This window comes from Cupriavidus oxalaticus, assembly GCF_004768545.1.
Taxonomy (GTDB): domain Bacteria; phylum Pseudomonadota; class Gammaproteobacteria; order Burkholderiales; family Burkholderiaceae; genus Cupriavidus; species Cupriavidus oxalaticus_A.
Genome location: NZ_CP038635.1, coordinates 2,405,095 through 2,422,910, shown reverse-complemented (window position 1 = coordinate 2,422,910; position 17,816 = coordinate 2,405,095). Strand labels below are relative to the sequence as shown.

16 protein-coding genes and 1 tRNA gene are annotated in these 17,816 nt (G+C 66.1%); 7 read left to right on the top strand and 10 right to left on the bottom strand.

Annotated elements, in window-relative coordinates:
- The first annotated feature begins 373 nt into the window (after nt 1-373).
- Nucleotides 374-1,603 (top strand): cation:proton antiporter, encoded by a 1,230-nt coding sequence (locus E0W60_RS22045; RefSeq protein ID WP_133095548.1) that lies wholly within the window; start codon nt 374-376, stop codon nt 1,601-1,603.
- Nucleotides 1,604-1,634: 31 nt separating this feature from the next.
- On the opposite strand, the gene E0W60_RS22040 is transcribed toward E0W60_RS22045, so the two are convergent.
- Complete coding sequence (locus E0W60_RS22040; RefSeq protein ID WP_133095549.1) at nt 1,635-2,564, bottom strand: LysR family transcriptional regulator; 930 nt, start codon at nt 2,562-2,564, stop codon at nt 1,635-1,637.
- A 94-nt stretch (nt 2,565-2,658) separates the two neighbouring features.
- Here E0W60_RS22040 and E0W60_RS22035 point away from each other — a divergent pair, with 94 nt between their 5' ends.
- The gene (locus E0W60_RS22035; protein ID WP_135705557.1) at nt 2,659-3,762 is read left to right on the top strand and encodes a YeiH family protein; all 1,104 of its coding nucleotides are present in this window, start codon (nt 2,659-2,661) and stop codon (nt 3,760-3,762) included.
- 118 nt (nt 3,763-3,880) lie between these two features.
- Here the strand turns inward: E0W60_RS22035 and E0W60_RS22030 are convergent.
- Nucleotides 3,881-3,967: transfer RNA gene (locus E0W60_RS22030), tRNA-Leu, on the bottom strand.
- A gap of 208 nt (nt 3,968-4,175) precedes the next feature.
- Between E0W60_RS22030 and E0W60_RS22025 the strand changes: the two genes are divergently transcribed.
- From E0W60_RS22025 to E0W60_RS22015, 3 genes are all read left to right on the top strand, one after another.
- On the top strand, nt 4,176-4,508 hold the full coding sequence (locus E0W60_RS22025; protein WP_133095551.1) for a hypothetical protein: 333 nt from the start codon (nt 4,176-4,178) through the stop codon (nt 4,506-4,508).
- A 276-nt stretch (nt 4,509-4,784) separates the two neighbouring features.
- A complete protein-coding gene (locus E0W60_RS22020) occupies nt 4,785-5,042 on the top strand; it encodes a hypothetical protein (RefSeq protein WP_133095552.1) in 258 nt (85 codons plus the stop codon).
- Nucleotides 5,043-5,183: 141 nt separating this feature from the next.
- Complete coding sequence (locus E0W60_RS22015; RefSeq protein WP_133095553.1) at nt 5,184-5,591, top strand: heme-binding protein; 408 nt, start codon at nt 5,184-5,186, stop codon at nt 5,589-5,591.
- 275 nt (nt 5,592-5,866) lie between these two features.
- Here E0W60_RS22015 and E0W60_RS22010 read toward each other — a convergent pair whose 3' ends face one another.
- The 4 genes from E0W60_RS22010 to E0W60_RS21995 form a co-directional block, all read right to left on the bottom strand.
- Nucleotides 5,867-6,196 carry a hemin uptake protein HemP gene (locus E0W60_RS22010; RefSeq protein WP_133095563.1) on the bottom strand — a complete coding sequence of 110 codons (330 nt, stop codon included), beginning with the start codon at nt 6,194-6,196 and terminating at the stop codon, nt 5,867-5,869.
- A 244-nt stretch (nt 6,197-6,440) separates the two neighbouring features.
- Nucleotides 6,441-6,854 (bottom strand): ExbD/TolR family protein, encoded by a 414-nt coding sequence (locus E0W60_RS22005; protein ID WP_133095554.1) that lies wholly within the window; start codon nt 6,852-6,854, stop codon nt 6,441-6,443.
- Nucleotides 6,855-6,875: 21 nt separating this feature from the next.
- Nucleotides 6,876-7,604, bottom strand: coding sequence for a MotA/TolQ/ExbB proton channel family protein (locus tag E0W60_RS22000; RefSeq protein WP_133095555.1), 729 nt, complete (start codon nt 7,602-7,604; stop codon nt 6,876-6,878).
- Nucleotides 7,605-7,676: 72 nt separating this feature from the next.
- Nucleotides 7,677-8,330, bottom strand: coding sequence for an energy transducer TonB (locus E0W60_RS21995; protein WP_135705556.1), 654 nt, complete (start codon nt 8,328-8,330; stop codon nt 7,677-7,679).
- Nucleotides 8,331-8,841: 511 nt separating this feature from the next.
- Between E0W60_RS21995 and E0W60_RS21990 the strand changes: the two genes are divergently transcribed.
- Nucleotides 8,842-11,142: an AAA family ATPase gene (locus E0W60_RS21990; protein ID WP_135705555.1), complete on the top strand. Its 2,301-nt coding sequence runs from the start codon at nt 8,842-8,844 to the stop codon at nt 11,140-11,142.
- Nucleotides 11,143-11,164: 22 nt separating this feature from the next.
- Here the strand turns inward: E0W60_RS21990 and murI are convergent, their stop codons facing one another.
- From murI to E0W60_RS21970, 4 genes are all read right to left on the bottom strand, one after another.
- Nucleotides 11,165-11,974: a glutamate racemase gene (murI, locus tag E0W60_RS21985; RefSeq protein WP_135705554.1), complete on the bottom strand. Its 810-nt coding sequence runs from the start codon at nt 11,972-11,974 to the stop codon at nt 11,165-11,167.
- A gap of 127 nt (nt 11,975-12,101) precedes the next feature.
- The gene (locus E0W60_RS21980) at nt 12,102-13,625 is read right to left on the bottom strand and encodes a fumarate hydratase (protein WP_133095559.1); all 1,524 of its coding nucleotides are present in this window, start codon (nt 13,623-13,625) and stop codon (nt 12,102-12,104) included.
- Nucleotides 13,626-13,817: 192 nt separating this feature from the next.
- Complete coding sequence (locus E0W60_RS21975) at nt 13,818-14,375, bottom strand: TIGR00645 family protein (RefSeq protein WP_133095560.1); 558 nt, start codon at nt 14,373-14,375, stop codon at nt 13,818-13,820.
- A 112-nt stretch (nt 14,376-14,487) separates the two neighbouring features.
- Entirely contained in the window at nt 14,488-15,471 is a 984-nt protein-coding gene (locus E0W60_RS21970) for a DMT family transporter (protein WP_276609576.1), read from the bottom strand.
- Nucleotides 15,472-15,789: 318 nt separating this feature from the next.
- On the opposite strand from E0W60_RS21970, the gene acs reads away from it, so the two are divergent.
- Nucleotides 15,790-17,772, top strand: coding sequence for an acetate--CoA ligase (acs, locus tag E0W60_RS21965; RefSeq protein ID WP_135705553.1), 1,983 nt, complete (start codon nt 15,790-15,792; stop codon nt 17,770-17,772).
- The last annotated feature ends 44 nt before the right edge of the window (nt 17,773-17,816 follow it).

The window sequence follows — 17,816 nt, the reverse complement described above, 5'->3', positions numbered from 1 at the left end:
CGCATGTTTAGCGCTCGTTCGCCCAGCCTCGCGCAGCCGCCCCGCGCCGCGAATTGCCTCGCATTTCTGCGCTTTGAGCGCGCGGCGGGCATGTTACATTACTCCTGTCGTACGCTTTTCCGGGTGCGCCGCGCGATGGATCGCGGCGCAGCATGTCATACGCCATTCCCGATCCGTGATGCGCCTCCAGCGTGTCCGGGGCCGCTGCGGCACTTCCCGTTCTTTCCCTGCTTGTCCCGTTACGAGGCTGCCATCGTGCCGCGCCGACCGCTGGTGCGCGCCGCATGGTGGGTCATGGCATCGTGGCGCGCGGGGAGGGCGGGTGGAATCCAGCCATCGCCGTCCAGCCCCTGACACGAGGAACCCCGCGCGCATGCATCACGCCACCCCGCTCATCAGCACCATCGTCGGTGGTATCGTCCTGGCCTTCGTCCTTGGCGCTATCGCCAGCAAGCTGCGGCTGCCGCCGCTGATCGGCTACCTGTGCGCGGGGATCGTGGTGGGACCGCATACGCCGGGCTACACGGCCGACCAGGCGCTCGCGCCGGAGCTTGCCGAACTCGGCGTGATTCTGCTGATGTTCGGCGTCGGGCTGCATTTCTCGATCAAGGACCTGATGGCGGTGAAGCGCATCGCGATCCCCGGGGCGGTCGTGCAGATCGGTATCGCGACCTTCCTCGGCATGCTGGTGGCGTGGGGTTTCGGCTGGTCGTGGGGGCAGGGGCTGGTGTACGGCCTGGCGCTGTCGGTGGCCAGTACCGTGGTCCTGCTCAAGGCGCTGCAGGAGCGCGACCTGGTGGAATCGCCCCAGGGGCGGATCGCAGTAGGCTGGCTGATCGTTGAAGACCTGGCCATGGTGCTGGCGCTGGTGCTGTTGCCAGCGATGGCGGGTCTGCTTGCCGGCGCCGCGGACGCCGGCGCCGAAGGCAGTCCGGGCACCGGCGACGTCCTGCTGGCGGTGCTCTCGACGCTGGGCAAGGTCGCCGCCTTTGTCGCGGTCATGCTGGTGATCGGGCGCCGCTTTATTCCGTGGATGCTCGAGCGCATCGTCTGGACCGGCAATCGCGAGATGTTCCGCCTGGGCGTGCTGGCGACCGCGCTGGGCGTTGCCTATGGCGCGTATTCACTATTTGGCGTGTCCTTCGCACTGGGGGCCTTCTTTGCCGGCATGGTGCTGGCCGAATCTGAATTCAGCCATCGCGCGGCCGAAGAATCGTTGCCGCTGCGCGATGCCTTTTCGGTGCTGTTCTTCGTCTCGGTCGGCATGCTGTTCGATCCCATGGTGCTGGTCAACGACCCATGGGGCGTGCTGTCGACGCTGTTTATCATCGTGGTCGGCAAATCGCTGGCGGCGATGGGCATCGTACGGGTGTTCGGGCACTCCGGGCAGACCGGCATGACGATTGCCGTCAGCCTGGCGCAGATCGGCGAGTTCTCCTTCATCCTGGCGAGCCTGGGCGTGTACCTGAACATCCTGCCCGAGCGCGGCCAGGCATTGATCCTGGCGGGTGCGCTGCTGTCGATCATGCTCAATCCGGTGCTGTTCCACCTGCTCGACCTGTACACCGCGCGCAGCAAGCGCAGCGAGCCGCAGGCGGCATAGCTGTCCGCGCTCAGGCGGCCCGCAGGAGGCGTCACGCGCCGATACGCGGCGCCATGGTGCGCAGGTATTCGGTGAAGGCCAGCAGGCCTTGCGTCGGGAACTTGTCCTGGTGCACGACCAGTTGCAGCGGCCGCACGATGCGCGGCAAGCCTTCGCGGATCGCCACCAGCGTGCCTTGCGCGAGTTCGTCGCGCACCACGTACAACGACAGGCAACTGACGCCGAAGCCGCTCATCACCGCGCGCTTGATTGCTTCGGCGTTGCCCAGTTCCAGCGCGAAGCGCAGTTCGCCCAGCAACGGCACCAGGCGTTCCTCGATCACCTCGCGCGTGCCCGAGCCCGGTTCGCGCACGATCCATTCGGCGTCGCGCAGTGCCACCAGGTCGTTCGGCGTGAGCGCCAGCGGATGCGACGGGCCAACCACCACCACCATCTCGTCATCGCACCAGTGCATGCTGCGCAGGTCGCGCTCGTGGCTGGCGCCTTCCACCAGGCCGATGTCGGCTTCGAACTGCAGCAGCGACTGCAGCACTTCGCGGGTGTTGCCGATGCGCAGGTCCAGCGTGCAGGGCCCGCTGCGCGAATGACGGAATCCCGCCAGCAGCGGCGGCAGGATATAGCTGCCGATGGTATTGCTGGCCGCGATGCGCAACTGCACCCCGGTCTGTGTGGCAAAGCGCTCCAGCTCATGCGCCTGGTCCAGCAGCGCCAGCGCGCGCGGGAAGAACTGGCGGCCGGTCTCGTTGATGCTGAGCCGGCGTGCGATGCGATCGAACAGCGGGCTGTCCAGCGCACGTTCGAGCTCTGCCAGTGAAGCGCTGACCGCTGACTGCGACATCGCCAGCGCCTGCGCGGCTGCCATGGTGCTGCCGTGCTGGGCCACGGCGACGAAGACGGACAGCTGGCGCAGCGTGAGGCGCAGGGGGCGTTGCTCGGGGCGGGGCTCTGGACGGGATTCCATATCGAAAGAATAGATAACGCATAACGATATTACCCGTTTTACGGGTTAGGGGCGGGCCAGTACGCTGGAGTCACTACATAACAAGTGAACTGCCATGTCTTCCGCCACTTCCAGCAGCGCCCCCCGCACCGCAGTCGTCACGCCGGCAGCGGCTTCCCCGCCCTGGTCACAGCGCCTGCTGACGCTGGTGCCGCTGGGCGGCATTGCCTGGCTGGCACTGGCGCTGGCCGAGCATCCGGCGATTGCCCGCTACGGCCTGAGCGCGCTGACGCTCGCCATGTGCGCCGGCATGGTCGCCGCCAATACGCTGCCGAAGCACTGGCTGGCGCCGCTGGCACCCGGGATGCAGGTGGCGCGCCATTACCTGCTGCGGCTTGGCGTGGCACTGTACGGCCTGCGGCTGACATTCGCGTCCATTGTCGCGCTGGGCCTGCCGGGTATCGTGGTGCCGCTGACGATGCTGGTCGCCACGCTGCTGTTCGGCACCTGGGTCGGCACGACCTTCTTCGGCCTGAGCCGCCGCGAAGCGATCCTGGTCAGTTCCGGCAGCGCCATCTGCGGCGCGGCCGCGGCCATCGCGGTGTCGTCGGTGGTACGCACCGACGATCGCCAGACCGCGGTGGCGGTCGCCACGGTGGTGCTGTTCGGCACCGTCGGCATGCTGCTCTATCCCTATCTGTTCGAACTGGCCAACGGCCATTGGCACTGGTCGGTCAGCGAGCGCATGTTCGGCATCTTCACCGGCGCGACGTTGCATGAAGTGGCGCAGGTGATCGCCGCGGGCAAAATGATCAGCGAGCCGACCGCCGATGCCGCGGTGGTGGCCAAGATGGTGCGCGTGCTGGCGCTGGGGCCGCTACTGCTGGTGATGGCGCTGTGGCCGCAAGGCAAGGCCGAGGCAGGCCAGGCACCTGCCGGCAAGGGCCGCTTCTCCGGGATCCTGAAGTCGGTGCCGTGGTTTGCGGTGGGTTTTGTCGCGGTAATGGCACTCAACTCGGCCGGCACGGTGCCCGCTGCCTGGAAGGCCCCGTTGATCGCGCTGGATAACTGGCTGCTGGCGTGTGCGATGCTGGCCATCGGCCTGCATACCCGCATCGGCGACCTGGTGCGCGCCGGACGCAAGCCGCTGGCACTGGCCGGGGTGCTGTTTGTGTTCCTGATGGGGGTCGGTGCGCTGATGTGCTACGTAATGGCCTAAATGATGGCCTAAATGATGGCGTAAAGCGGCGTAAAGCACGACCCAGCGCGAAGGATCTGAAGAGGGGGCGAGAGCCTCCTCTTTTGTATTTGGCGCAAGGTTGCCGCTGCGGTGGCCCTGGTGCGGCCGACGGGACTCGAACCCGTACGCCTGGAAAGGCGGCAGATTTTAAGTCTGCTGAGTCTACCAATTTCTCCACGGCCGCACGGCAAGCCCGGTATTGTGGTGGCTTCGCAATCCGGATGCAAGCGCGCCGCAGGCTTTAATTTGCTTGGCCAAGCAGATGGCGTCGCGGAAGGAAAAAGTGACGCACTGTTACGGCTAGTAACAATGTCGTGCCTTCGGTTGCACCTGGAAAATTCAGGCCCTCTACAATACCGAGTAAGAGAAATCTCAAATTCTGAGAGGCGGATATGAAACGTTGGTGGCTCGCAGCATTCGGTGTCGCAGCCGGGCTGGCATCCGGGGCCGCGATGGCCCATGTGAGCGTCGGCGTCGCGATTGGCGTGCCGGGCGTCGTGGTTGGCGCGCCGGCCTACTATCCGCCCGCTCCGGCCTACTATGCGCCGCCGGTGGTGGTGGCCCCGGCACCGGTCTACTACGGCCCGCCGGCCGTGGTGGTGCGTCCGCGCCCGGTCTACTACGGCCCGCGCTACTATGGCCCGCCGCGCTACTATGGTGGCCATCACCACGGTTACTATGGTCCGCCGGGCTACCGCGGTCATGGCCGCTGGCGTCACGACTGACCGGCCGGCGCCGAAACGCTGTGGAATACAGGGCCCTGCGGGGCCCTTTCCTTTTGGCTTGCATATCGCGACACGAGCCGCAGGCGCCGGTTCCCTGGATGATTCCCTAGTTTGACGCCCATCAAATTATTTGAACGGACTGCTCAAAGCGTCACGTCTATCGTCTTAAGGGTTTTCCCTAAACTAGAGGCATGACATCGCGATGACGGCGGCTTTTTTTGTTTTAGGAGTCGTCCGCCGCGGTGCCTTACCGACCAGAATTGCAAGGGGAATCTCATGAAGCTCAAACAATCAATTGCCGCCGCCTCCGTGCTGGCCGCGCTGTGCGCAGTGTCCACCGCCTCGTTCGCCGCGACCGGCAAGCCTGACCCGTACCTGGACGGCGCCCGCATGGGCAAGGTCGATCCGTTCACCGATGGCGCCCGCGTCGGCAAGACCGACCCGTACACCGACGGCGCGCGCATCGGCAAGCCTGACCCTTACACCGACGGTGCCCGCATCGGCAAGCCGGATCCGTACACCGACGGCGCTTGATTGCCGCCGTGTCTGCATGACGAATGGCCCGCCTGTGCGGGCCATTTTCTTGCCCGCCGCTGCCGCGTGGGCGCGATGACGATGGCATGGGGTGCGGGGTATACTTCGGTCTCCAACCAAATGAATGACCAGGAGAGTGGCATGCAGCAAAAGACGGTTCTGACGGCAGACGATGTGAAGAAGATCATGGCCGCGGCGGAAACCGAAGCGAAGAACCATCACTGGGCTGTGTCCATCGTCGTGGTCGATGACGGTGGCCATATGCTGGCGATGCAGCGCCTGGACGGCGCCGCGCCGATCTCGGCCCATATCGCCGCGGAAAAGGCCCGTACGTCCGCCCTGGGCCGTCGTGAATCGAAGATCTACGAAGACATGATCAACAACGGCCGCTATTCGTTCATGACCGCACCGGTGTTGCAGGGCATGCTGGAGGGCGGCGTGCCTATCGTCGCCAACGAGCAGGTGGTCGGTGCCGTCGGCGTTTCGGGCGTGAAGTCGACCGAAGACGCGCAGATTGCCCGCGCCGGCATCGCCGCTCTGGGCCTGTAATAGCAGGGCCCGTTGCGCGGCACCAGCCGCGCATGAAAGAGCCCCGCAGGCCAGGGCCTGCGGGGCAGAATAAAAGAGGGCATGGCTGGGTGTGGCCGATATGGCGAGGGGTCTGGAATTCCCGCCGCGGCGCCAGCACCTGGCTACTGCCCAACACCTCGTTCCGAGGTGGTCCCCACAAAAGTCTGTACTGCCACTTGCGTGGCACCCGCGGCAGACGCGGCCCTCAAACAGTTCCCTTCGGCTTCAGCGCATGGCCTTGCCGCCAGGATGCGTCATTTGGTCAGGATCAGCTTGCCATAGCGCGTCACGCGCAGCGTGTAGACCTCGCCGTTATGCAGGATCGGCAGCGTGCTGTTGCCGCGCATGATCGCGTCAAGTGCGACCGGTTCGCCGGCGGGCGCCGACGACAGGCTGTCGCGCACCAACGCTTCCAGCCGGGCGGGCAGGGCGGCTACGGCCGATTTCATGGATGCGATCGTCGACGGGGCTGCTTTCGCGGCTGCGGTCTCGCGGCGCGGCTGGGCCACCTCGACACGGCGCAGCGACAGGCGGCGGCGGGTGACTTCACGCGGTTGCGACAGCGGCAGGGAAAGAGTGCTCATCATCTGGCTCCGGGTCGGCCTGGCGCCATGGGCGCGCAGGGGAAAAGGCATCAGGGGTGCGCCACCGATGGCGCAATCGATGGATGAATCATAAATGCGAATTGTTATCATTACAATAGCATGGATCGAAGATTCGACAAACAGCGATCCGGTCCAGCGCCCTGCAGCGGCGAGCGGCCAGTAAACGAAAAAGGGCATCCCGCGGGATGCCCTTCCAGTGCGCAACGCCTGCCGGCGCGCCTCCTTATTGCTTGGGTTCGGTGATAAAGCCGATCTTGCCCAGGCCGCCGTGCTGCGCGGCGGCCATGACTTCGGCCACGCGCTCGTAGCGCACCTCGCGGTCGGCGCGCAGGTGCAGCTCAGGCTGCGGCTGCTGCTGCGCGGCCAGCGAAATATTGCTTTCCAGCGTGGCCTGGTCCACCTCCACCTGGTTCCAGAACACCTTGCCGCTGGCGTCGATCGAGACGTTGATGTTCTGCGGCTTGGGATCGTTCGGGGAGTTGGTGGCGCGCGGCAGGTCGATCTTCACCGCGTGGTTGATCACGGGGATGGTGATGATGAAGATGATCAGCAGCACCAGCATGACGTCGACCAGCGGCGTCATGTTGATCTCGCTCATCACCTCGTCGTCGTCACCGTCGAGAGTACCGAATGCCATGATGACTTCCTTGCTTGCGGATTAGCGCTGGGCCGCGGCCAGGCGCACGGTGCCGTCTTCGCTGCGGGCACCGGTGGGGCGCACGCGGGCGCCGGTCACGAAGTAGGCGTGCAGGTCGTGGGCGAAGCGGTTGAGCTTGGAGATCACCGCCTTGTTGCCCCGCGTCAGTGCGTTATAGCCCAGCACCGCGGGGATTGCCACGGCCAGGCCGAAGGCGGTCATGATCAGGGCCTCGCCCACCGGGCCGGCGACCTTGTCGATGGTCGGAACGCCCGAGGCGCCGATGCCGATCAGCGCGTGGTAGATGCCCCACACCGTGCCGAACAGGCCGACGAACGGTGCGGTCGAGCCCACCGAAGCCAGCACCGCCAGGCCCGACTGCATGTGCGCCACGGCGTCGTCGATCGAGCTCTTAAGCGAGCGGGTCAGCCAGTCGGAGATATCCATCACGTCGTGCAGCTGCGGCTGGCTGGCGCGGTGGTGCTGGGCGGCTTCCTTGCCGGCGATGGCCAGCGTGCGGAACGGGTTGGCATCATTGGCGCCCAGGGTTTCCAGCGCATGGTCGAAGTCGTCCGAGTGCCAGAAGCGCTTTTCCGCGCCTTGCGCCATCTTCTTCAGGCGCACCAGATCCCAGGCCTTGGTGAAGATCACGATCCAAGAGGCGAGCGACATGATCAGCAGAATGATGGCGGTCGCACGCATGACGAAGTCGCCTTGCGTCCAGAGGTGGGAGAGTCCGAGGTCCTGCATGGGTTGGTTCCTGGTGAGTTCGCTTGGTTTAGGTCAGATCGGATGATCGGAAATCGGGTAGCGGATCGGTGATCAGTTCAGTTCGAAGCCGATTGGCTGCTGCGCCGTGACGGCGATGGCACGGCCGTTGTCCATGTAAGGCTTGCAGCGCATGGCCTGCACGGCTTCCACCGCGGCCTGGTCCAGGCGCGACGAGCCGCTCGACGACACCACGGAAGTCTTGACGACCTTGCCGCCTTCATCTGTGGTCAGGCGCACCACTGTCCTGCCGGTCTCGCCCATGCGGCGCGATTGAGAAGGATACTTCGGTTGGGGCGGCGTGCACTGGATTTCACCGATGCCGACGGCGCGCGGCGCGGCGGAAACGGGCGCCGGAGCGGGTTCAGGCGGTGCGGGCGGCGCAGGCGGTGCGGCCGGCGCTTCCGGCGCGCTCGGGGTCGGCGGCAGGTTGGCCACCGGCTGCGGAGTCGGCTTGGGCTGCGGCGCCGGCTTGGGCGTGGTCACCTTGACCTGCTTCGGCGGCGTTTCCTGCTTGGGCTTGGGTTTGGGCGGCTCGGGCGGGGCCTCTTGCTTGGGCGGTTCGAGCGGGATGATGCGGGCGACGATCTCGGGGGCGACCACCGCCTCGGTCAGCTTGCGGCCCAGGCCGCTCTGGATCAGGTAGAGCAGGCCGGCGTGGAACAGCAGGACGGCGAGCGTAATCTTGAAGAAGCGTTGATCGAACATGTGTCAACAACAAAAGTCTGCCGGCAGGCGCAGGAGGGCCTGGCTCGGTACAACCAGCGCCACGAGCAGCAGCGACCGTGCGCCATCACTTGCGGTAAAACAGGATCAGCGAGATGCCGCAACCGACCAGCAGGCTAAGCAGCAATTCCATGATAAACGCTCCTTCAACTAGGTTGACGTGGGAGCGCCACTCTGGGGCAGCGTGTCAGCGCGCTAGTATAAACGATAATGATTCTTATTTGTTGTGATTTGTGCGTCGCAACTGGAATTTTCTGCCGCGGCAAGTTATACCGCCAGATCAGGCAGCCGTGTGGAGCGGTTGGCGCTATCTTGCGCGGGTTTGCGCGCCCGCAAGGATCCGTAGCTTCGGTGGCACAGGCCACAGTCGCTGGTGGCAGCTTTGCCTATCCCCGCGCGGTGGGCAGCAAAGCGCGCTAGCATAGGAAGAAACTGCAGACGAGGCGGTGCGCCGGTCGGTCGGCCCCGCCACGGCGAACTCGGGGAACCGTCCATGGATTTCACACGTTCCGCTGAAGATGACCGATCGACGCTCCTGCGCTCCATGCCCGGGGTGTCGTCCAGCTCCGCGCTGGACTGGATGTGCGCGCAATTTGCCCTGCGCGTGGTGTGCGCATTGGGTCCGCGCTTCAACCTGCGCAGCAATATCAACGATGTGCTGACCGTCAGCGCGCAGGAAATGGTGTGGCCATACGGGGTGGTGCTGCGCGTGCAGCGCTTCCTGGCCGCCCGCTGCGCCGACATGCCCGCGTGGAAGGGCGCGGCGCGGCTGACGCCCGAGGAATTCCTGGACCGCCACGGCCAGTGGAACAGTGCCTTCGACGAAAGCGCGCTGTTCTATTACCTCGACGAGTACGTCAAGCACCACGCCAAGGACATGTTCGCCGTGTTCGACGCCTCGGCCGCCGCCATCGCGCAGCGGCTGGACGGCGAGCGCGTGCTGCTGGTGCGCAATATCGACATGCTCAGCCGCGTGCTGGACCTGCCCGACCACGAGCGCAAGCTGCTGCTGTACGCGGCGCTGGCCAAGTACAAGCGCGACCTGCGCGCGGTCATGGTCGATTGCAAGGTGGCGCACAGCCAGGAAGCCTTCCAGATCCTGGCCGGCCTGACCGGTGCCGGGGCGGCCGACGTGGCCGCGTCGCTGCGACCGGGCTCGCGGCTGGAAACGCTGAACCTGATCGAGCAGCCGCTGCCCGAGAACAGCGTCACCGACCTGGGCGACCTGATGCGCCTGTCCGACCGGCTGCTGCACGTGCTGCTGGGCAATTACGCCAACGAGGCCGAGATGATGGCGGTGTTCACACGCCCGGCCGCGCCGCCCACGCTGACCGTCGCCGACTACCCGCATGTCGAGACCGATGCCCGCTACCTGTGCGCGCTGCTCGCCAACGCCACGCGCCAGCACGCCAGCGGCGTCAACGTGCTGATCTACGGCCCGCCCGGCACCGGCAAGACTGAATTTGCGCGCCTGCTGGCGCGCGAGGCCGGTTGCGAGCTGTACGAGGTGGATTGCCTGGACCGCGACGGCAACAGCCTGTCGGGCAAGGACCGCTACCGCTCGCTGCAGGTATCGCAGGCCTTCCTGCGCGGCCGCGCGCATACCGCGCTGCTGTTCGATGAGGTGGAGGACGTTTTCCCCGGCAGCGCGCGCGAGCTGATGAGCCTGTTCGGCCAGGAAGATACGCGCGCGTCGGTCAACGGCAAGGCGTGGGTCAACCAGACCCTCGAGCAGAACCCGGTGCCGGTGATCTGGATTTCCAATTCGATCCGGCAGATCGACCCGGCCTACCTGCGCCGCTTCCAGTTCCACCTCGAACTGAAGATCCCGCCGCCGCTGGTGCGCGAGAACATCATCCGCAAGCACCTGGGTGGGCTCGATGTCAGCGATGCCTTCATCAGCGGCCTGGCCGCCCGCAAGACGCTGACGCCGGCGCAGGTGCAATCGGCGGCGCGTTTTGTCGAGCTGGCGCGGCCCGACGTGGCGGAACCGGTCGAAGCGCTGATCCTGCGCCAGCTGGAGCATGCCGACCGCGCCATGGGCCTGCGTCCGGAGGCCGAGGCCCGCCCGGTGGTCACGCATTACCGGCTGGAAAACCTGCACCTGGAAACCCGCTACGAGGTGGTGAAGATCGTCGATGCACTGCGCGTGCGCCAGCGCGGCACGCTGTGCTTCTATGGGCCGCCCGGCACCGGCAAGACCGCGCTCGCCGAGCATATCGCCGCCGAGCTGGACCTGCCGCTGATGATCCGGCGCGCCTCTGACCTGATGAGCAAGTACGTGGGCGAGACCGAGCAGCAGATCGCGGCCATGTTCGCGCGCGCGGAGGAAGACGGCGCGGTGCTGTTGCTGGACGAGGCCGACAGCTTCATGCAGAGCCGCCAGCAGGCGGTGCGCAACTACGAGATCTCAGAGGTCAACGAGATGCTGCAGGGCATGGAGCGCTTCAACGGCATCTTCATCTGTACCACCAACCTGTTCGACCGCATTGACGAGGCCGCGCTGCGGCGCTTCTCGTTCAAGATCCGCTTCCTGGCGCTGAGGCCGGAGCAACGGGCGGCGATGTTCGTCGACGAAGCGCTGGGCGGCGACGCCACGCTGCTGACCGATGCCATGCGGCGCGAGTTGGATGCGATGGATTGCCTGACGCCAGGCGACTTCGCCACCGTCAAGCGCCAGTGCGTGCTGCTGGGCGAGGCGCTGACGCCGGACGAATTCCTGGCGCAGCTGCGCCAGGAACATGCCATCAAGCCGGAGGTGCGGGAGCACCGGCCGCTGGGCTTCCTGCAATAACCTGCCGCAGGGCAGGCGCCGGCTAGAACGCTGGCGCCGGCTCGATCACCACCGTTTCCGCATCCGCGTCCACCCGCAGCAGCGCTGCTGCCATCGCGCGCAAGTGCGCGGCGTCCTTGGTGGAAACGAAGCGGTCGCGCGGCAGCGCGCCGGTGTCCGCGCAAAGGCCGTGCTCGGCCAGCTTGCGGGCGAGCTGGCGCGCAATGGCGCTGCCGGTGTCGACCAGCGCCAGTTGGTCTCCGACCATCTCGCGGATCGTGCCGGACAGGAAAGGGTAGTGCGTGCAGCCCAGCACCAGCGTGTCCGCGCCGGCTTCGAGCATGGGAGTGAGGTAGGCATCGAGGCGCTCGCGCACGGCGGGGCCGTCGAGGTCGCCTTGCTCGATCAGCGATACCAGGCCAAGGCCGGCCTCGCAGATAAAGCGGCTTTCGTGCTCGAGCGAGGTCAGCAGCCGGCCGAACTTGGCGCTCTTGAGGGTGTTGGCGGTCGCCAGCACGCCCACCACCTTGCTGCGGCTCGCCGCGGCGGCCGGCTTGAGGCCGGGCTCGACGCCGATGATCGGCACCGGCAGCCGCTCGCGCAAGGTCTGCACCGCGTGCATGGTCGCCGTGTTGCAGGCGATCACCAGCGCCTTGCAGCCCTGGCCGAGCAGCCATTCGCACGCCTGCAGCGTGCGCGCCTCGACGAACGTCTCGGGCTTCTCGCCGTAAGGCGCATATTTCGAGTCGGCGAGGTACAGCAGCGATTCTTGCGGCAGCAGCGCGCGGATCTCGCGCAGCACGGACAGGCCGCCAAGGCCGGAATCGAAGATGCCGATGGGTGCTGGGTTCACTGGGATGCGAGGACGACTGGAAAGGACTGGAAAGAAGAGGGCAGAAAAAAGCCGGGTCGGAACCCGGCTTTTTCGAGTGCTAGGGCAGATTCTACCGCCTCGGCGTGATGCGCTCGCGTGGCGATGCTTACAGCGCGGCGACCGGAATCTTGCCGATCTTGGCCTGCCACTCGGCGGGGCCGGTCTTGTGCACCGAGGTGCCTTCGCTGTCCACGGCGACCGTCACCGGCATGTCCTTGACGTCGAACTCGTAGATGGCTTCCATGCCGAGGTCTTCGAAGCCGACCACCTTGGCTTCCTTGATCGCCTTGGCCACCAGGTAGGCGGCACCGCCCACGGCCATCAGGTAGGCCGACTTGTGCTTCTTGATGGCCTCGATTGCCGCCGGGCCGCGCTCAGCCTTGCCGATCATCGAGATCAGGCCGGTTTCGGCCAGCATCATCTCGGTGAACTTGTCCATGCGCGTGGCGGTGGTGGGGCCGGCCGGGCCGACCGCCTCGTCGCGCACCGGATCGACCGGGCCGACGTAGTAGATCACGCGGTTCTTGAAGTCCACCGGCAGCTTCTCGCCCTTGGCCAGCATGTCGGCGATGCGCTTGTGCGCGGCGTCTCGGCCGGTCAGCATCTTGCCGTTGAGCAGCAGGGTCTGGCCCGGCTTCCACGAGGCGACTTCTTCCGGCGTCAGCGTGTTCAGGTCCACGCGCTTGGAGGTCTCGGTGTTGGGTGCCCACTCGACCTCCGGCCATTGCGACAGGTCCGGCGCTTCCAGCTTGGCCGGGCCGCTGCCGTCCAGCGTGAAGTGCACGTGGCGGGTGGCGGCGCAGTTCGGGATCATCGCGACAGGCTTGGACGCGGCGTGCGTCGGGCAGGCCATGATCTTGACGTCCAGCACGGTGGCCAGGCCGCCCAGGCCTTGCGCGCCGATGCCCAGCGCGTTGACCTTCTCGTACAGTTCGACGCGCAGTTCCTCGACCCAGTCCTTCGGGCCGCGGGCGATGATGTCCTGGATGTCGATGGATTCCATCAGCGATTCCTTGGCCATCACCATCGCCTTCTCGGCGGTGCCGCCGATGCCGATGCCCAGCATGCCCGGCGGGCACCAGCCGGCGCCCATGGTCGGCACGGTCTTCAGCACCCAGTCGACGATCGAGTCCGACGGGTTCAGCATCACGAACTTGGACTTGTTCTCCGAGCCGCCGCCCTTGGCCGCGACCTGGATGTCGACGGTGTTGCCCGGCACCACTTCATAGTGGATCACGGCCGGGGTGTTGTCCTTGGTGTTCTTGCGGCCGCCTTCGGGCGGGCTGACGATCGAGGCACGCAGCACGTTGTCGGGGTGCGTGTAACCGCGGCGCACACCCTCGTTGATCATGTCGGTCAGGCCCATGGTGGCGCCGTCCCAGCGCACGTCCATCCCCACCTTGACGAAGACCGTGACGATGCCGGTGTCCTGGCAGATCGGACGCTTGCCTTCCGCGCACATGCGGCTGTTGGTCAGGATCTGTGCGATCGCGTCCTTGGCCGCCGGGCTCTGCTCCAGCTCATAGGCGCGGCCCAGGCTGGTGATGTAGTCCATCGGGTGGTAGTAGCTGATGTACTGCAGGGAGTCGGCGACGCTCTGGATGAGGTCTTCTTGCTTGATGACTGTCATTTTGTGGGGTGGGCAGCGGTGAAACACAGGCCGAAATCATACACTGCCCCGGGGCTGTCTGCCCGGCTGCATACATTGGTCTACAGCCTCCTGGGGTGTCGCCGGCGCCTCATGGCGCGGACACCGAACGCCAAATGCAAAAACCGCGGCGCATGGCCGCGGTTCGGAGGCAAGTCCTGGCTTTTGGAAAGCTTAATGTGATTCGCGCTTGGCATGCGCGCCGGCCGGGTGCGACACCATCCGGTCGACATACGCCATCGCCACCGCAGAGGCCAGGAACGCCACGTGGATGGCCACCTGCCACATGATGGTGTGGGTAGTGCGCTGTTCCGCGTCGATAAACGTCTTCAGCAGGTGGATCGACGAAATCCCGATCAGCGCCATCGACAGCTTGACCTTGAGCACCCCTGCGTTGACATGGTCCAGCCATTCCGGCTCGTCCGGGTGGTTGTCGATGCCCAGGCGCGAGACGAAGGTCTCGTAGCCGCCCACGATCACCATGATCAGCAGGTTGGAGATCATCACCACGTCGATCAGCCCCAGCACCACCAGCATGATCTTGTTCTCGTCGAACTCGGTCACATGTGCCAGCAGATGCCAGACTTCGACCAGGAAATGGTAGACATAGACGCCCTGGGCCACGATCAGGCCCAGGTATAGCGGCAGCTGCAGCCAGCGCGACGCGAAGATGATGCTCGGGATCGGCCGCAGGCTCTGGGCCTGCGGCTTGGTCATTGGATTGGAAGCCATGGGCGGGGCGAAGAGTGGAAAAATTGCGGCGAGTTGAAAATCGGCGTGGATTGTACCAAGCGACGATGGCAGCGCTGTGTTACCAGCAGTAACCGGTGCCACGCCACGCCGTTCAGGTTCCCGCGCGCGGATCGGCGCCCGCCGCCTTGCCGCGCCACGCGCCGCGCGCAATCCGCCCCGGCCAGCTCGCAAGAACGATTCCGGCCAGCACGCAGGCCAGCGCCACGCCGTGCGGCCAGCCCGGCTGCTCGCCCAGCACAGCGATGCCGTAGGTGGCCGCTGCCACCGGCAGCACCGAGGTAAACACGCCCGCCAATTGCGCCGGCACATGGCGGATGCCCTTCATCCACAGCCAGAACGAGAACACGCTGGCCGACAGCGCGTACCACAGCAGCATCAGCCAGGTCTGCGCCGGCACCGTGGAGGCGTCGAAGGTCAGCAGCGGCACCAGCCCCAGCGGCAGCATCAGCAGGCCGCCGATCAGGTGGGTATAGGCGCAGATCTCGATCGCGGCCAGTGTCTGCGTGAGGCGGCGCGACAGGATCACGTAGACCGATTCGCACAGCACCGCGCCCAGGATCATCAGGTTGCCGAGCCAGGCCTGGCTGTTTTCGCCGGCGCCGTGCGCATCGCTGCGGGCGATGTTGAGCACGGCGATGCCGGCCACCGCCAGCAGCACCGAGGCCACGGTGCGGCGCGACAGCCGTTCGCGCAGCACCAGCCAGGACAGGATTGCCACCGTGGCGGGAATGGTGCTGGTGATGACCCCCGCGGCCATGGCGCTGGTCAGCCGCACGCCGTTGAGCATCAGCAGCGTGAACAGGAAGGTGCCGAAGAACGCCTGCAGGAACAGGTTCAGCCATTCGCCGCGCGACACCCGGCGCATGCGCGCCGGCCGGTACCACGGCGCCAGGCAGACGATGGCGATGACGAAGCGCAGCAGCGCGAACAGCAGCACCGGCACATGGGCGATGATCGATTTGCCCAGCCCCACATTGCTGCCGACCAGCGCCATCGATCCGACCAGGAACAGTGCGTGGATCGGGGAGAAAAGCCGAGAGTGGGCAGGGGCTGAAGTGGAGGTGTTGGTGGGCACGGTCGATGCCTCGGTCAGCCGGCGGCCACGATCGCGGGTGGCGCGAGGCGCGGCGAGCCGGTGCAAGCGTGGAGAGGCCGCGGCAAGGGTAAGCACCGCGTTCAGGTATAGGGCTCGCGGGATTATAGCTGTGCTAGCCTAATGGAGAAGGCTGCACTTTCGCCCCCGATGGCAGGACGTTTCCCGCTGCATTGCAGCATGCGGCGACCTCGGACACCGGCCAGTCACCATAGGCAGCAGCCGCCGACCGTCAGGTTTAAGTAAGCCGTCGGGCGTAACTTGGCAGCCAAAGCCATTCCAAAATCAGGAGACGAGTCTATGTCCGCCATCGAATCGGTGATGCAAGAGAACCGCGTGTTCAACCCGCCCGAGTCGTTCGCCAGCCAGGCCGCGATTCCCAGCATGGACGCCTACCGCGCGCTGTGCGAGGAAGCCGAACGCGACTACGAAGGCTTCTGGGCACGCCACGCCCGCGAGCTGCTGCACTGGAACAAGCCCTTCACCAAGGTGCTGGACGAGAGCAACGCGCCGTTCTACAAGTGGTTCGAGGATGGCCAGCTCAATGCCTCGTACAACTGCCTGGACCGCAACCTGGAAAACGGCAATGCCGACAAGGTCGCGATCGTGTTCGAGGCCGACGACGGCACGGTGACGCGCGTCACCTACCGCGAACTGCATGCGAAGGTGTGCCGCCTGGCCAACGGCCTGAAGACGCTCGGCATCAGGAAGGGCGACCGCGTCGTGATCTACATGCCGATGTCGGTCGAAGGCGTGGCCGCGATGCAGGCCTGCGCGCGCCTGGGCGCGACGCACTCGGTGGTGTTCGGCGGCTTCTCCGCCAAGTCGCTGCAGGAGCGGCTGGTCGACGTGGGCGCGGTGGCGCTGATCACCGCCGACGAGCAGATGCGCGGCGGCAAGGCGCTGCCGCTGAAGGCCATTGCCGACGACGCGCTGGCGCTGGGCGGCTGCGAGGCCGTGAAGAACGTGATCGTGTACCGCCGCACCGGCGGTAACGTCGGCTGGACCGAGGGCCGCGACCGCTGGCTCGACGACGTCTGCGCCAACCAGCCCGACACCTGCGAAGCCGAGCCCGTCGGCGCCGAGCACCCGCTGTTCGTGCTCTACACCTCCGGCTCGACCGGCAAGCCCAAGGGCGTGCAGCACAGCACCGGCGGCTACCTGCTGTGGGCGCTGATGACGATGAAGTGGACCTTCGACATCAAGCCCGACGACCTGTTCTGGTGTACCGCCGACATCGGCTGGGTCACCGGCCACACCTACATCGCCTACGGCCCGCTGGCCGCCGGCGCCACCCAGGTGGTGTTCGAAGGCGTGCCGACCTACCCGAACGCCGGCCGCTTCTGGGACATGATCGCGCGCCACAAGGTCAGCATCTTCTATACCGCGCCGACCGCGATCCGCTCGCTGATCAAGGCCGCCGAGGCCGACGAGAAGATCCACCCGAAGCAATACGACCTGTCGAGCCTGCGCCTGCTCGGCACCGTGGGCGAGCCGATCAATCCCGAGGCGTGGATGTGGTACTACAAGAACATCGGCAACGAGCGCTGCCCGATCGTCGACACCTTCTGGCAGACCGAGACCGGCGGCCACATGATCACGCCGCTGCCGGGCGCGACGCCGCTGGTGCCGGGTTCGTGCACGCTGCCGCTGCCGGGCATCATGGCCGCCATCGTCGACGAGACCGGCCATGACCTGCCCAACGGCAATGGCGGCATCCTGGTGGTCAAGCGCCCGTGGCCGGCCATGATCCGCACCATCTGGGGCGACCCGGAGCGCTTCAGGAAGAGCTACTTCCCCGAGGAGCTGGGCGGCAAGCTCTACCTCGCGGGCGACGGCTCGATCCGCGACAAGGACACCGGCTACTTCACCATCATGGGCCGCATCGACGACGTGCTGAACGTGTCGGGCCACCGCATGGGCACGATGGAGATCGAGTCGGCGCTGGTGGCGAATCCGCTGGTGGCGGAGGCCGCGGTGGTCGGCCGTCCCGATGACATGACCGGCGAGGCGATCTGCGCGTTCGTCGTGCTCAAGCGCGCCCGCCCGAACGGCGAAGAGGCCATCAAGCTTGCCACCGAGCTGCGCAACTGGGTCGGCAAGGAAATCGGCCCGATCGCCAAGCCCAAGGACATCCGCTTTGGCGACAACCTGCCCAAGACGCGCTCGGGCAAGATCATGCGCCGCCTGCTGCGCTCGCTGGCCAAGGGCGAGGCAATCACGCAGGACACCTCGACGCTGGAGAACCCGGCGATCCTGGACCAGCTCAAGCAGGCACAGTAACCCTTCCGCCGTGCCCCCTACCAGCCCGCCGCCGCGTTCCCGCG